This window comes from Pseudomonas sp. BIGb0558, from assembly GCF_024807515.1.
Taxonomy (GTDB): Bacteria; Pseudomonadota; Gammaproteobacteria; order Pseudomonadales; family Pseudomonadaceae; genus Aquipseudomonas; species Aquipseudomonas yamanorum_A.
In genome coordinates this window covers 16654-31804 of record NZ_JANUEW010000053.1, presented here as the reverse complement: position 1 = coordinate 31804, position 15151 = coordinate 16654, and the positions used below count along the sequence as shown (strand labels likewise).

At 61.7% G+C, this 15151-nt stretch carries 17 protein-coding genes; 9 read left to right on the top strand and 8 right to left on the bottom strand.

Annotated elements, in window-relative coordinates:
- Positions 1–133 precede the first annotated feature (133 nt).
- Positions 134–1540 carry an amino acid permease gene (locus tag M2400_RS31135; protein WP_177042762.1) on the bottom strand — a complete coding sequence of 469 codons (1407 nt, stop codon included), beginning with the start codon at positions 1538–1540 and terminating at the stop codon, positions 134–136.
- Between the two features lie 525 nt (positions 1541–2065).
- Here M2400_RS31135 and M2400_RS31130 point away from each other — a divergent pair.
- Both M2400_RS31130 and M2400_RS31125 read left to right on the top strand, forming a co-directional pair.
- Entirely contained in the window at positions 2066–2203 is a 138-nt protein-coding gene (locus tag M2400_RS31130; RefSeq protein ID WP_003175756.1) for a hypothetical protein, read from the top strand.
- 77 nt (positions 2204–2280) lie between these two features.
- A complete protein-coding gene (locus M2400_RS31125; RefSeq protein ID WP_259198725.1) occupies positions 2281–3240 on the top strand; it encodes a leucyl aminopeptidase in 960 nt (319 codons plus the stop codon).
- Between the two features lie 213 nt (positions 3241–3453).
- Here M2400_RS31125 and rluB read toward each other — a convergent pair whose 3' ends face one another.
- The 6 genes from rluB to M2400_RS31095 form a co-directional block, all read right to left on the bottom strand.
- Positions 3454–4701 carry a 23S rRNA pseudouridine(2605) synthase RluB gene (gene rluB, locus M2400_RS31120; protein WP_177042764.1) on the bottom strand — a complete coding sequence of 416 codons (1248 nt, stop codon included), beginning with the start codon at positions 4699–4701 and terminating at the stop codon, positions 3454–3456.
- Positions 4702–4844: 143 nt separating this feature from the next.
- Positions 4845–5036, bottom strand: coding sequence for a DUF1289 domain-containing protein (locus tag M2400_RS31115; protein ID WP_003220079.1), 192 nt, complete (start codon positions 5034–5036; stop codon positions 4845–4847).
- Between the two features lie 126 nt (positions 5037–5162).
- Complete coding sequence (gene scpB / locus M2400_RS31110; protein ID WP_177042765.1) at positions 5163–6116, bottom strand: SMC-Scp complex subunit ScpB; 954 nt, start codon at positions 6114–6116, stop codon at positions 5163–5165.
- Positions 6117–6128: 12 nt separating this feature from the next.
- Positions 6129–6827: a ScpA family protein gene (locus M2400_RS31105; RefSeq protein ID WP_177042780.1), complete on the bottom strand. Its 699-nt coding sequence runs from the start codon at positions 6825–6827 to the stop codon at positions 6129–6131.
- A 120-nt stretch (positions 6828–6947) separates the two neighbouring features.
- Entirely contained in the window at positions 6948–7577 is a 630-nt protein-coding gene (locus tag M2400_RS31100) for an L-threonylcarbamoyladenylate synthase (protein ID WP_003220075.1), read from the bottom strand.
- Between the two features lie 13 nt (positions 7578–7590).
- Positions 7591–8454: a PHP domain-containing protein gene (locus M2400_RS31095; RefSeq protein WP_010169890.1), complete on the bottom strand. Its 864-nt coding sequence runs from the start codon at positions 8452–8454 to the stop codon at positions 7591–7593.
- A gap of 87 nt (positions 8455–8541) precedes the next feature.
- On the opposite strand from M2400_RS31095, the gene M2400_RS31090 reads away from it, so the two are divergent.
- The 7 genes from M2400_RS31090 (at position 8542) to M2400_RS31060 (ending at position 14171) form a co-directional block, all read left to right on the top strand.
- Positions 8542–9138 carry a septation protein A gene (locus M2400_RS31090; protein WP_259198726.1) on the top strand — a complete coding sequence of 199 codons (597 nt, stop codon included), beginning with the start codon at positions 8542–8544 and terminating at the stop codon, positions 9136–9138.
- A gap of 1 nt (position 9139) precedes the next feature.
- Entirely contained in the window at positions 9140–9439 is a 300-nt protein-coding gene (locus M2400_RS31085; RefSeq protein WP_010169892.1) for a YciI family protein, read from the top strand.
- Positions 9440–9545: 106 nt separating this feature from the next.
- Positions 9546–9953: a translation initiation factor 2 gene (locus tag M2400_RS31080; protein WP_010169893.1), complete on the top strand. Its 408-nt coding sequence runs from the start codon at positions 9546–9548 to the stop codon at positions 9951–9953.
- A 7-nt stretch (positions 9954–9960) separates the two neighbouring features.
- On the top strand, positions 9961–10638 hold the full coding sequence (locus M2400_RS31075; RefSeq protein WP_003220065.1) for a response regulator transcription factor: 678 nt from the start codon (positions 9961–9963) through the stop codon (positions 10636–10638).
- A 269-nt stretch (positions 10639–10907) separates the two neighbouring features.
- Positions 10908–11372, top strand: a complete 465-nt coding sequence (locus M2400_RS31070) for a hypothetical protein (RefSeq protein ID WP_010169894.1) — start codon at positions 10908–10910, stop codon at positions 11370–11372.
- A 65-nt stretch (positions 11373–11437) separates the two neighbouring features.
- On the top strand, positions 11438–12781 hold the full coding sequence (locus tag M2400_RS31065) for a cell wall metabolism sensor histidine kinase WalK (RefSeq protein WP_177042767.1): 1344 nt from the start codon (positions 11438–11440) through the stop codon (positions 12779–12781).
- 40 nt (positions 12782–12821) lie between these two features.
- Entirely contained in the window at positions 12822–14171 is a 1350-nt protein-coding gene (locus M2400_RS31060) for a CoA transferase (RefSeq protein WP_259198727.1), read from the top strand.
- A gap of 116 nt (positions 14172–14287) precedes the next feature.
- On the opposite strand, the gene M2400_RS31055 is transcribed toward M2400_RS31060, so the two are convergent.
- The gene (locus M2400_RS31055; protein WP_259198731.1) at positions 14288–15151 is read right to left on the bottom strand and encodes a DNA-3-methyladenine glycosylase; all 864 of its coding nucleotides are present in this window, start codon (positions 15149–15151) and stop codon (positions 14288–14290) included.

Below are 15151 nucleotides of genomic sequence, written 5' to 3'. Positions count from 1 at the left end.
TGCCGAGCCTAAGCGAGGCACCGAGTGGTGGGGCAAAGACCTTTTGGTTACTTTTGGGGCGTTTGCCAAAAGTGACCCGCTGTAAGAGCGGAACCCTAAGCAGCCGTTACCGCAGCAACGGATATGTACACCATCAACTCAACACCACCGCGCCCCGAGCCTTGCGCTTATTCTTGATGCCGTAGCAAACCCACATAAACACCACCCAAACCGGAATCGCATACACCGACACCTGAATCCCCGGAATCAACAACATAACCCCAAGGATAAACACCACAAACGCCAGGCAAACGTAATTCCCATACGGATACCAAAGCGCCTTGAACAACGGCACCTGCCCCGTCCGATCCATATGCTGGCGAAACTTGAAATGCGAAAAGCTGATCATCGCCCAGTTGATCACCAGGGTCGCCACCACCAGCGACATCAGCAACTCCAGCGCATGCTGGGGAATCAGATAATTCATCAACACCGCCACCAGCGTAATCGCCGCTGACGCCAGGATCGACCGTACCGGCACCCCGCGCTTGTCGATCTTCGCCAACACCCGAGGCGCATCCCCCTGCTCGGCCATGCCCAACAGCATGCGGCTGTTGCAGTAAGTGCCACTGTTGTAGACCGACAACGCCGCCGTCAGCACCACAAAGTTGAGAATGTGCGCCGCCGTATTACTGCCCAGCATCGAAAACACCTGCACAAACGGACTGCCGCTATACGCGTCACCAGAAGCATTCAGGGTTTCCAGCAAGCTGTCCCAAGGCGTCAACGACAACAGCACCACCAACGCACCAATGTAGAAAATCAGAATCCGATAGATCACCTGGTTAATCGCCTTCGGAATCACCGTGCGTGGCTTGTCCGCCTCAGCCGCGGTAAACCCGAGCATCTCCAGGCCGCCAAACGAGAACATGATGATCGCCATGGCCATCACCAACCCACCGACACCATGGGGGAAGAACCCACCGTGTTCCCACAGATTGCTCACCGAAGCTTGTGGCCCGCCGGTGCCGCTCACCAGCAGGTAACTGCCCAGGGCGATCATCCCGACGATGGCGACCACCTTGATGATCGCAAACCAGAACTCGGCCTCACCGAAGACCTTGACGTTAGATAGGTTGATCACATTGATCAGCACGAAAAAGGCCGCCGCCGACACCCAGGTCGGGATCTCGGGCCACCAGTAGTGCACGTATTTTCCGACGGCCGTCAGCTCCGACATGCCCACCAGAATGTACAAAATCCAGCAGTTCCAGCCCGACAGGAAGCCGGCGAAACCGCCCCAGTACTTGTGGGCAAAGTGGCTGAAGGACCCGGCCACCGGCTCTTCGACGATCATTTCGCCCAACTGGCGCATGATCATGAAGGCGATAAAGCCGCAGATGGCATAGCCGAGGATCATCGACGGCCCGGCGGATTTCAGCACGCCGGCCGAACCCAGGAACAACCCGGTGCCAATCGCGCCACCGAGGGCGATCAGTTGAATATGGCGATTTTTCAGGCCGCGCTTCAGTTCGCCTGAATGCGAGTTGGCTTCACTCATGAAAAGGGTCTCACGCAAGGTTTGATGGTGCTCATGGAGGGGTGCTGCTTTGGTAACGGGCTACAGCAGCGCCGATCAAACCCCGGTCCAGCGTTTTTTCTTACGGTCATACGTCACCTGTTGTTTTTATCTGTGACGAAATCGAACCCGACGGGCTTGTGGCCTGGCGGAATGAACAAGGCGGATAGCCCTGAAAGAGTGGGATCACAGTAAAACGCGGCGCATTGTACACCGCCAAACCTGTCTGGGCCGACAGGATGCTGTGCGGCAGATAGCAGGGACATTGGGAAAATTCTTTCAGATATAGAGAAATTGACGACAGGCCACTTCCTACAAAAACACACAGCCAACTGCCTGTTTCATCGACATAAACCAAATAGCCATCAAAGCGGAATAAAAAATCCAAATGAAACCGTGTCAATAAAAATTTTGCATTCCCAAACACACTCTTCTAGGTTCATCCACTTGCCCAGCGCAGCCCGCTGGCAAGCTCGTTCTCAAACAACGTCATCTAGGAGATTCACCATGCAAGCACTGGAAAACGACCTGGAAACCGAACTGCAACTCGACGATTGGTTTGAAGCGCCGACCCACGAGGCCGCCGTTGAAATGATGCAAGCCGATGCCGTCGTGCCATTTGGCACCGCGATGTGGCCTTTCTAATCTGATCAGGCACCCCGGCAGGTGCGGGACGCCGCACCTGCCACTGCTCCTACCGAAGGCTTTGAAGGAAGGACGTCATGGACAAGGCCCGCGCCGTCGAACATTTTCTGTATTACCTCGCCCATCACCCGGCCCTCGCCGGCCTGCACCGCCCTACCATTCTGCTCGGCCATACCGAACGCTACGACGCCATCGCCCAATCGATCATCCAGGGCTGCGCCGCGCGTTTCGACTTCCAGGTACAACGCCTGGACCAGGCCCCCAGCGAAGTGCTGGCCAAGGCCATCGAAGACTGCGACCTGTACATGTTTCTCTACGATTCCTCGACCTTGCCCAACCCACGCGCCGAAGGCCCGGACTTTATCCGCGCCCTGCAAGGCGTGATGGCTGAGCACTGGAAAAAATCCCTGCTGCTCAAGGACTACGGCGATTATTTCTACGACACCTTCAGCGTCGCCCCCCAGCGGATTGCCGACCTCAACGCCACGTTGATCCGGCGCATGTCCCAGGCCAGCGTGCTGAGCTTCACCGACCAGCATGGCTCGCGCCTTGAAGCGCCCATGAGCAGCATCAAGAAGTGGACCAATATCAACGGCGTCGGCAACCACGACCTGGCGCCCGGCGAGATCGCCACCCACAGCGAGGCCATCAACGGCCAGGTGCGGTTTGTCGGCACCTTCCTCAGCACCATCCCCTTTGCGCGTAAATACGGCGTGCTGCAATCCCCGCTGGAGCTGTGGATCGAGAACTCGACCATATGCACCGTGGCCAGCGAAGTACCGGGGCTGGCGGACGACTTCAACAAATACCTGAATGCCAACCCGTCCAACCGCCGGGTGGAGGAGCTGGGCATCGGCACCAATGAAGGCGTGAAGGATTTGTATGCGCGCAATGCCGGCTTTGAAGAGCGCCACTGCGGGCTGCACCTGGGCCTGGGTGGCGGGCAGAAAGGCAGCCATCATCTGGACCTGATCTTCGCCAGCGGCGTGTTGGCGCTGGATGACAAGCCGGTATTTGATGGGGCCTTCATGTTCTGACACGGCCGTCAAAACAAATGGAGATCAAATGTGGGAGCTGGCTTGCCTGCGATGCGGGCAACTCGGTCCACCGGCAATACCGAGGCGATGCCATCGCAGGCAAGCCAGCTCCCACAGGAAAGCAGGTTTGCTTTGTAGAGTGCACTCCAAATCCAGACCAAAAAAAAAACGCCAACCCTGAGGTTGGCGTTTTTTTATGCAGCGCTTAACGAATCACTGCGGCTTCTTGCGACCAAAACCTGGACGCTGGCCGGAACCGGCCGGTGCACCACGACGCTTGCCCGATGGCGCGTCATCGACCAGTTTCAGGCCCGGGCGCTTTTTCGGCGCTGGCTTGGCGGGGCGCTTGGTGCTGGCGTTGTCGTCGGCACGGCCGCTAGCCGGAGCACCACGGCCGGACTCGCCACGGTTACCGCGACCGCCTGCAGGTGCATCACCACGACCGGCTGGACGCGGCGCGCGCGGAGCACGTTCGCCATCCTGACGAGCCGGTGCCGAAGGACGACGCTCGCCTTCGATGTGCGGCTCGCGGGAGATGCGACCACCAGTGGCCGGTGCATCCAGCGCCGGGCGCAGGGTGCGGGCAACACGGTCGGTACGCGCTACAGGGCGCGACGATTTACGCTGCATACGCTCAAGCTTGTCTTTGCTCTTGGCGTTCATCTGCGGCATGGCCACCGGGGTCAGGCCGACTTCAGCACTCAGGATGTCGACTTCGTACTGGCTCATTTCGCGCCAGCGGCCCATCGGCAGGTCGGAGTTGAGGAACACCGGGCCGAAACGCACGCGCTTCAGGCGGCTGACCACCAGGCCCTGGGATTCCCACAGGCGACGCACTTCACGGTTACGGCCTTCCATCACCACGCAGTGGTACCAATGGTTGAAGCCTTCGCCGCCCGGCGCCTGCTTGATGTCGGTGAACTTGGCCGGGCCGTCTTCCAGCACGACGCCGGCTTTAAGGCGCTCGATCATTTCGTCATCGACTTCGCCACGCACACGTACCGCGTATTCACGGTCCATCTCGTAGGAAGGGTGCATCAGGCGGTTGGCCAGCTCACCGTCGGTGGTGAACATCAGCAAGCCGGTGGTGTTGATGTCGAGACGACCGATGTTGATCCAGCGGCCTTCTTTAGGGCGCGGCATCTTGTCGAATACAGTGGGACGGCCTTCCGGGTCGTCACGGGTGCAGATTTCGCCATCGGGCTTGTTGTACATGATGACGCGGCGCACCGATTCGGCGGCCTCTTCACGCTTGATGACCTTGCCATCAATGGTGATGGCATCGTGCAGGTCGACGCGCTGGCCAAGGGTGGCTTCAACGCCATTGACCTTGATGCGCTTCTGGGTGATCCAGGCTTCTACGTCGCGGCGCGAGCCTACGCCGATACGGGCGAGGACTTTCTGCAGTTTTTCGCCTGCGGGGCCGATTTCCTGGCTGTCGTTCTGGTCTTGGTCACTCATCTTAAGCACCTCCCGGTGTGTCGATTCAGGCTTGGCCTGAAGATAGTAAAAGCTGGGCGTTTGGCGAACGCATCGCCAAAGGGTCGCGAATCATACGCTCATGGCGCGCGTTGCGCATCAGAGACTAGCCGATAACTGCAGGTTCATTTGCCTTTCCGCCGACCGGTGGCACCCAGTGCAAGAAGGCGCAGCTCGGCTTCGGCCAGCACCGTGCGCTTATCGACCTTGTCGAGTTTCTTCCAGGCGCGGATCTCACGCTTGCTGCGCCCGCAACCCACGCAGATATCGTCAGTGAACTTGCAGATGCTGATGCAGGGGTCTTTGGTGGAGCTCATTGAAATCCTCCCAGGCACTGGTTTTCTGTGGGAGCTGGCTTGCCTGCGATGGCATCACCTCGGTGTAGCAGAAAGACCGGATCGCCTGCATCGCAGGCAAGCCAGCTCCCACATTTTGAAGCGGCGTCAGTCTTCGAATTGGCGGCGTTCGTTTTCGATGGCTTCGGCCAGGGCCCGGGCTTCGTCCTCTTCGTCGCTAAGGGGCGGTTGTTCAAGGGCTGCAACAGCGGCCAGCAGTTTGGCGCGGGCTTCTGCTACGCCGAGAATGTCTTCTTCGGGTTCAGGCTCAGGCTCAACTTCGACTGGCGCCTCAACCTCATCGTTCAGTTGCAGCACGGGCGCCGGCTCCCCATCGCTGACCGCGCCATCACGCAGCAAATCGTCGAAGTCGGTCTTGATGCCCTGCTCCATGTCGTCCAGTTCCAGCAGCAGCGTATGGAAGCTGGTTTCGTCCTTCGGCTCTTCCGGCTCGGCGCTGGCGTCGGCAAGCTCCTGCAACCCGGCGGGCACCGGGGCGTCGTCGAAGTCCAGAACCGGGTCCGGCTCCATCTCCCGCAACTCAGCCAACGGCGGCAAATCGTCGAGGTTTTTCAGGTTGAAGTGGTCAAGGAACACCTTGGTGGTGGCGAACATCGCCGGCTTGCCGGGCACGTCCCGATAGCCAACGATCCTGATCCACTCGCGCTCCAGCAGCGTCTTGACGATATGGCTGTTGACCGCCACGCCCCGCACGTCTTCAATTTCGCCCCGGGTGATCGGCTGGCGATAGGCGATCAGTGCCATGGTCTCCAGCATCGCCCGGGAATAGCGCTGCGGGCGTTCTTCCCACAGGCGGCCGACCCACGGGGAGAACTTCTCGCGGATTTGCAGGCGATACCCGGATGCCACTTCCCGCAGCTCGAAGGCACGGCCGTCGCAGGACTTGCGCAGAATCTCCAGGGCCTTCTTGAACACCGGCGGCTCAGGGCGTTCGGCTTCTTCAAACAGTTCGAACAGGCGTTCCAAAGATTGCGGCTTGCCCGAGGCCAGGAGAAAGGCCTCCAGCAGCGGGGCCAGTTCGCGGGGTTCAGTCAGATTCATCGATTCAGCTCTTTATTCGGCTCGCGCCCGCACGTGGATAGCCGCAAAAGGCTCATTCTGGACCAGCTCGACCAAGGATTCCTTGACCAGTTCAAGGATCGCCATAAAGGTCACCACCACCCCCAGGCGCCCTTCTTCTTTGGTAAACAGTTCGGCAAAAGGCACAAAACCGCCGCCCTTGAGGCGGTCGAGCACATCACTCATGCGCTCACGGGTGGACAGCGCCTCGCGGCTGACCTGGTGGCTTTCAAACATGTCGCCACGGCGCAGCACCTCGGCCATGGACATCAGCAATTCTTCCAGGCTCACATCCGGCAACAGCTTGCGCGCCCGGGCTTCCGGGGCGTCGAGCTTGGGCACCACCACGTCGCGGCCCACCCGGCTCAGGCCGTCGATGCCTTCGGCCGCGGCCTTGAAGCGCTCGTATTCCTGCAGGCGACGGATCAGTTCGGCGCGCGGGTCGTCCTCTTCCGCCTCGATGGTTTCCGAGCGCGGCAGCAGCATGCGCGATTTGATCTCCGCGAGCATCGCGGCCATCACCAGGTATTCGGCGGCCAGCTCCAGGCGCACCGTCTGCATCAACTCGACATAACCCATGTACTGGCGGGTGATTTCCGCCACCGGGATGTCGAGGATGTTGATGTTCTGCTTGCGGATCAGGTACAGCAGCAAGTCCAGCGGGCCTTCGAAGGCTTCGAGGAAGACTTCCAGGGCGTCCGGCGGGATGTACAGGTCCAGCGGCATTTCCATGACGGCCTGGCCGTAGACCATGGCAAATGGCAGTTCCTGCTGGGCGCCCGCCTGGCTGTCGACGGTTTCCACGGCCGACATTCAGGCCTCGACCATGAACGGTGCCGGGTCGCCGCAACCCACGCGCACCACTTCCGGTTCACCGTCGGCCAGGTTGATCACGGTGGAGGCCTTGTTGCCGCCATAGCCGCCGTCGATGATCAGGTCGACGTGTTTTTCCAGCAGGCGGCGCATTTCGTAAGGGTCGTACAGCGGCTCTTCTTCACCCGGCAGGATCAGCGACACGCTCATCAGTGGCTCACCAAGTTCGGCCAGCAACGCCAGGGCGATCGGGTGTTCCGGCACCCGCAGGCCGATGGTGCGCTTCTTCGGGTGCAACAGCAGACGCGGCACTTCGCGGGTGGCGTTGAGAATGAAGGTGTAGGGTCCCGGCGTGTGGGCCTTGAGCAGGCGGAAGGTGCCGGTGTCGACCTTGGCGAACAGCCCCAGTTGGGACAGGTCGCTGCAAATCAGCGCGAAGTTGTGGTTCTTGTCCAGGTCACGCAGGCGTCTTACGCGCTCCACCGCATTCTTGTCGCCGATCTGGCAACCGATCGCGTAGGAAGAATCCGTGGGATAGATCACCACGCCACCGGCGCGGATGATCTCCACGGCCTGTTTGATCAGCCGCGCCTGCGGGTTTTCCGGATGAATCTGGAAGAATTGACTCACGTGTTCTACCTGTTCAGACGGTGGCAATAATGGGGTCATGTTTGAAGCGACACCAAAGGGGCGGCAAATCTTCCGGGACTGCGCGGTATTCGCCAATCTCGGACCAGCCGCCAGGGCCATGAAAATCACTGCCGGCGCTGACCAGCAGACCAAATTCGCGGGCAAGAATCGCCAGGCTGCCCACCTGTTCGGCGGGTTGATGCCCGTTGACCACTTCGATTGCGTGGCCGCCCGCTTGAATATAGTCGCCAATCAGCTTGCGGCGCTTGCTGCGGGTGAAATCGTAATGCCAGGGATGTGCCAGGCTGACCCACGCGCCCGCTGCCCGCAACGTGCCAACGGTGTCTTCCAGGGTCGGCCAGTGTTGCTTGACGTCTCCCAGCTTGCCGGCGCCCAGCCATTTGCGGAATGCTTCGGCGCGATCCTTTACAAACCCTTCACGCACCATCCAGTCGGCAAAGTGCGGACGGGCCGGGGCGTTGCCGCTGTCGCCCAGTTCCTGCTGGATGGCGCGGGCGCCCTCCAAGCCGTTGGGCATGCCCTTCAAGGCCAGCTTGCGGCTTATTTCTTCGGACCGCAGCCAGCGGCCATCGTGCAATTGGGCGATGGCCGCAACCAACGGCGGCGCGTTGACGTCGAAACCGTAGCCCAATACATGAATGGTTGCGCCGCCCCAGGTGCAGGACAATTCAACCCCGTTGACCAGTTGCATACCCAGCGCATTCGCCGTTTCACGGGCTTCTGCCAGGCCTTCGAGGGTGTCGTGGTCGGTCAACGACAGGACTCGCACGCCTTTTTCAAACGCACGCGCAACCAGGACCGCGGGCGCCAGGGCGCCGTCGGAGGCTGTGCTATGGCAGTGCAAATCAACATTCACGGGAGTGTGTAACCTCAAGTCAGCTGGCGCTTTCGCTACCAAGGATGTTTGTTATTATGCCGCCACATCCAGCTTCTGGCTCTTACTGTGAAACAATTCATCGACTTCATCCCGCTGTTGCTGTTTTTCATCGTTTACAAAATCGACCCTCGCGTCATCGATATTGCCGGCCACGAGCTGACAGTCGGTGGCATCTATAGCGCCACGGCGGTGCTGATCATCAGCTCCGTGGTGGTCTACGGCGCTCTCTTCATCTCCCAGCGCAAGCTGGAAAAAAGCCAATGGCTGACCCTGATCGCCTGCCTCGTGTTCGGCAGCCTGACCCTGGCCTTCCACAGCGAAACCTTCCTTAAATGGAAAGCCCCGGTGGTCAACTGGCTGTTCGCCCTGGCCTTTATCGGCAGCCACTTCATCGGTGACCGCCTGCTGATCAAGCGGATCATGGGCCATGCGCTGACTTTGCCGGAGCCAGTCTGGACCCGCCTGAACATCGCCTGGGTCGTGTTTTTCCTGTTCTGCGGCGCCGCCAACCTGTTCGTGGCCTTTACCTTCCAGAGCTACTGGGTGGATTTCAAGGTGTTCGGCAGCCTGGGCATGACCGTGCTGTTCCTGGTCGGCCAGGGTATTTACCTGTCGCGCCACCTGCATGACACCGACCCCACCACGCCGAAAACCGAGGACTGACATGCTCTACGCCATCATTTCCACCGACGTCGCCAATTCCCTGGAAAAACGCCTGTCGGTGCGCCCGGCCCACCTCGAGCGCCTGAAACAGCTGCAGGCCGAAGGCCGCCTGGTATTGGCCGGCCCGCATCCTGCGGTCGACAGCAACGACCCGGGAGACGCCGGTTTCACCGGTAGCCTGGTGGTTGTCGAGTTCGCATCCCTCGCGGCGGCACAAGCCTGGGCCGACGCCGACCCGTACGTGGCGGCAGGCGTGTACGCCCAGGTGCTGGTCAAACCGTTCAAGCAAGTCCTGCCTTGATTCGTTGCGCGCTGAACCAATTGGCTTCAGCGCACTCCTAAACGCTCATTATTCCCGGTAACCTGCCGACAACGTTCTGAATATTCGTGTGGAATCAGGAGTTCCGATGCGCTTACGTCAGTTGTGTCTGTTGGCAGTGTTAATGATCGGGGCTACGGCCCACGCTGAAGAAACCTCGAACACCGGCAGTTCCACGCCCCTGTCCTTGAGTGCCGGCAGCCAGATCACCGATTTGCAGCAACGTTTGAAAGAAAGCGAACGGCAGCGGGAAGAACTGAGCAAGCAATTGCAAAGTGCTGACGCCACCCGGGAAAGTACCCAACTGAGTAAACTGCGCCAGGAGAACCAACGCCTGGCCCAGCAACTCAAAGAAGCACAGGGCAGTGCCTTGCCACGCTGGCTTACCGAACAACAGCAATGGTTTGTGACCGGCGGGGCAGTCGCGCTGATCGCCCTGTTGTGCGGGATCTTCGCCAGTGGCGGGCACCGGCGCCGTCGACAATGGCTAAATTGAGTGAGTCATGAGCGAGCTGTTACTGATAGATGATGACCAGGAGCTCTGTGAGCTGCTGACCAGTTGGCTGAGCCAGGAAGGTTTCCAGGTGCGCGCCTGCCATGACGGTTTGAGCGCACGCAAGGCTTTGGCCGAAGCCGCCCCGGCGGCGGTGGTGCTCGACGTGATGCTGCCCGATGGCAGCGGCCTGGAGCTGCTCAAGCAATTGCGCAGCGACCACCCGGAGCTACCGGTGCTGATGCTCTCGGCCCGGGGTGAACCCCTGGACCGGATCCTCGGCCTGGAACTGGGCGCCGACGACTACCTGGCCAAACCCTGTGACCCTCGCGAACTGACTGCCCGCTTGCGCGCCGTGCTGCGCCGCAGTCACCCGGCCGCCGTGTCTACCCAACTGGAGCTGGGCGACCTGTGCTTCAGCCCGGTGCGTGGCGTGGTCACTATCGATGAACAGGAATTTGCCCTGACCGTGTCCGAGAGCCGCCTGCTGGAAGCCTTGCTGCGCCAGCCGGGCGAACCGCTGGACAAGCAGGAACTGGCGCAAATCGCCCTGGGCCGCAAGCTGACCCTGTATGACCGCAGCCTGGACATGCACGTCAGCAACCTGCGCAAGAAGATCGGCCCGCACCCCGATGGCCGGCCACGGATCGTGGCGCTGCGTAGCCGCGGCTATTACTACAGCCTCTAAGCACAACACCTGTCCCCTGTGGGAGCTGTCGAGCCTTGGCGAGGCTGCGATGGCATCACCTCGGTGCAACGGATAGACCGCGGTGCCTGCATCGCAGCCTCGCCAAGGCTCGACAGCTCCCACACATGATCTCCCCTGCCGGGATAGTTTTGTCAGCCCCGCCCAAAATCCTCTTTACCCAAGCTTTACCCTACCCTGACTGCCGCTGACCTTGATCTCCGTAATCTACTCACATCCGGACTCACCGGAATAGAGACAGGAGAATCACCATGCGCAAGACCCTTATCGCTCTGATGTTCGCTGCTGCCCTGCCAACCGTTGCCATGGCCGCGGCCCCAGAAGGCCCAGGCCCGATGGGCGGCCCTGAAGGCCACATGATGGGTGGCCCAGGCCACGGCGGCGAACACGGCATGCGGGGCAAAGGTGGCCCTTTCAGCCAGCTTGATCTGACCCATGAACAGCGCCAGCAGATCGGCAAATTGATGGGCCAGCAATGGCACGCTCGCAAAGAGCTGGTCAAAAAGTACCTGGATAAACTCCCGGCTGCTGACCAGAAAGCCATGCAAGACGAAATGGCCGCCGGCAAACAGAAAACCCAGGCCGACATCCGTGCCGTGCTGAAACCCGATCAACAGAAGAAATTCGACGAAATCGTGAAGAAACAAGCCGAGCGCCGCGCCGAGTGGAAGGAATTCCAGGCCTGGAAAGCCCAGCAGCCGCAAAAAGCGCAATAATGATCTAGCTTCACTCCCAGCCCAGTGGCCACCGCCGCTGGGCTTTTCCTGTTTGAGGATTTCTTGTGCGTTCATTGTTCTGGCGCGTCCTTGCCAGCTTCTGGCTGGCCATCGCCCTGGTTGCCGGGTTGTCGATCCTGCTTGGGCATATGCTCAACCAGGACGCCTGGATTCTCAGCCGCCACCCCGGGCTCAATAACCTCGCGCAGGAATGGACGCAGCTCTATGAGGCTCAGGGCGAGGACGCCGCCCAGGACTTGTTGCAACAGCGCAAGCGCCAGTATCACATCGACGTGCAAGTGCTTAACGAAAGCGGCGAGCCCGTGGTGCGCGGCACCTTCCCGCGCCGGGCCGCCGCCCTCGAGGCCCGGCAAAACGACAGCCAGGACCGCCACCTGCCCTGGCGCCGCCTGACCGCCGAATACACCAGCGAAAAAACCGGCGACACCTACCTGCTGATCTACCGCATCCCTCACCCGGAACTGGACGCCTGGCACCGCAGCAGCCTGCTCTGGCCGCTGAGTGCCCTGGCGATTGCGCTGGTGGTGCTGACCCTGTTCAGCCTGCTGGTGACGCTGTCTATCACCCGTCCCCTCAGCCGCCTGCGCGGCGCGGTGCACGACCTGGGCCAAACCACCTACCAGCAAAACAGCCTGGCGCGACTGGCCAACCGTCGCGACGAATTCGGCGTGCTCGCCACCGACTTCAACCGCATGGGCGCCCGCCTGCAAAGCCTGATCGGCAGCCAGCGCCAATTGCTGCGGGACGTGTCCCACGAACTGCGCTCGCCCCTGGCCCGCCTGCGGATCGCCCTGGCCCTGGCGGAACGGGCCACGCCCGAGGCACGGGAGAAACTCTGGCCACGCCTGACCCGTGAATGCGACCGCCTGGAAGCACTGATCAGCGAAATCCTGGTACTCGCCCGGGTGGACGCCGACAACGCCAGCGCCGAAGACATCGACCTCAATCCGTTGCTCAGGACCCTGCAAAAAGACGCCCTGCTCAGCGCGCCGGACCAACCCGTGCAGCTCGATGCCGAAGCCGGTCTGCACCTCAAGGGCTGGCCGACCATGATCGAACGCGCGGTGGACAACCTGCTGCGCAATGCCCAGCGCTTCAACCCGCCCGGCCAGCCGATTGAAATGGACGCCAAACGCCAGGGCGAACGCATTGTGATCAGCGTGCGCGACCACGGCCCCGGCGTCGACGCCGAGCACCTCAGCCAACTGGGCGAGCCGTTTTACCGCGCCCCGGGGCAAACCGCCCAAGGCCACGGCCTGGGCCTGGCCATCGCCCGCCGCGCGGCAGAGCGCCATGGCGGCAGCCTGATCCTGGCCAATCATCCAGGCGGCGGCTTTATCGCCAGCGTGGAGTTGCCGTTGGAACCCGGGGTTGTCATTCAACCCTGATGATCTTCTATGATGGTCCTTCTCATAAGGAGGGCCTTTGATGACTGATCTGCTCACTCCCATCCAGGAAGCACTCGACTTACCCGTCACCGCGCTGGCCTTCACCGAGGCCGGCGCCCTGCCCTCGACCTTCGCCGTCACCGACCTGGCCAGCGCCAGCATCGGCGCAGCCGGCCAGGCGGTTGCCCGGTTGCTGTTGCAGCAAACCGGGCGCTTACCCGCGGTGACCGTCGATCGACGCCTCGCCTCATTCTGGTTCTCCTCGTCCCTGCGTCCCGATGGCTGGGCCACACCACCGCTGTGGGACCCGATTGCCGGCGACTACGCCTGCGCCGATGGCTGGATTCGCCTGCACACCAACGCACCGCACCATCGCGCCGCCGCCGAGCGCGTACTCGGGCAGGCCGCAGATCGTGAGGCGATGGCCGCGAAGGTTGCGCAATGGAACGCTGCCGAGCTGGAACAAGCGATTGTCGAGGCGAACGGTTGCGCGGCACAGATGCGTTCGTGGCAAGACTGGCAAGCTCATCCTCAAGGTTTGGCGGTCAACCAGGAACCGCTGGTGCATCGCCAGACCTTCGCTGCCCTCAGCGACAAACCCTGGCGGGGCTCGGTGGCAAGGCCTTTGGCGGGCATCAAGGTGCTGGACCTGACCCGCGTATTGGCCGGCCCTACCGCCAGCCGTTATCTCGCCGGGCTTGGGGCCGACGTACTGCGCATCGACGCCCCGGACTGGAACGAACCCGGCGTAGTGCCGGAAATGACCCTGGGCAAACGCTGTGCCCGCCTGGACCTGAAAAACGCCGATGACCGGCAAATCTTCGAAAGCCTGCTCAAGGACACCGACATTCTGCTGCACGGCTACCGTGCCGATGCGCTGGAACAGTTGGGCTACGGCGAAGCTGCGCTGCAAGCCCTCGCGCCCGGCCTGATCGACGCCAGCCTCAATGCCTATGGCTGCAGCGGCCCATGGCGCAATCGCCGGGGCTTCGACAGCCTGGTGCAGATGAGCACCGGGATTGCCGAGGCGGGCCGGCAGTGGAAAAAGGCCGACAAACCAGTGCCGCTGCCGTTGCAGGCCCTGGACCACGCCACCGGGTATTTGATGGCGGCCGGTGCGATCCAGGCCTTGAGCGAACGCTTGAAATCCGGGCGCGGCGGTTCGGCGCTGCTGTCGCTGGCGCGCACGGCGAAACTGCTGGTGGACGCCGGACAAGTTCAGGAACAACCGCCATTGCGGGGCGAAGAACCGAGTGATCAAGGCCTGGTGGTGGAGCAAACCGCCTGGGGCCCGGCCCATCGATTACTGCCCCCGGTGACCATCAGCGGCACACCATTGCAGTGGGATTTGCCCGCAGTTGAATTGGGTTCACATCGCCCTCAGTGGTGACCTGAAAATCGCTATCGCGGGCAAGCCCGGCTCCCACAGTTGACCGAGTTGTCTGGGCTGGCTCAGATCTCCTGTGGGAGCCGGGCTTGCCCGCGATGAGGCCCTTACAGTCACCGTCAATCTGCCCGGCTCAATGATGTCCACAAATGCTGCGCCGCATATGCCCTGAGCGGCCGCCAGGCCTCAGCCCGCGCCAGCAACTGGCGCGGGCTTACCGGCCCGCCCTCCAGCGCCGCCAACGCATTGATCAACCCGATATCCCCCGAAGCAAACGCATCCTGCTCACGCATCTGGCGCATGGCGATGTACTGCGCCGTCCAGTCACCAATCCCCGGCAATGCCACCAGCCGCGCCACGCCCTCCTTCAAACTTGCCTTCGGCTGGAACACCTGCGGGTCATCCAGCAACGCCTGGGCCACCGCCGACAAGGTACGCCCGCGACTTTTCGGCATGCCCAGGCTCGCCAGGTCCGCCGCCGCCAACACCTCGGCGGCGGGAAACACATGGGTCACACCGGCATGGGGCGTGACCAACGGCGTGCCGTACTGCGCCACCAACTTGCCCGCCAGCTTGATCGCTGCCACCACGGTAATCTGCTGACCCAACACCGCACGAATCGCCAACTCCAACCCGTCCCAGGTTCCCGGTACCCGCAGGCCGGGACGCGCCGCCACCAACCGCGCCATCAAGGGATCCGTCGCCAGTTGCCGGTTGATCACCTTTGGATCGGCCGACAGGTCAAACATGTCCCGCAACCGCCGCTCAATCTCCGGCAACGCAGCCGGGTCGGGAAAACCCACCGTTACCTCAAGCCAATCCCCGGCACCCGGCGACACACTGAGCCAACCCTGCTGACCGTCGACACTGATACTGCGCGAGTACACGCCGTCGTCCACGGTCTCCAACGCGCTGATGGCCCGGGCTGACAAAAAACCCAGCATCTCCGTCCAGTCATACGGCGCCTGATACGCCAGCTGAAT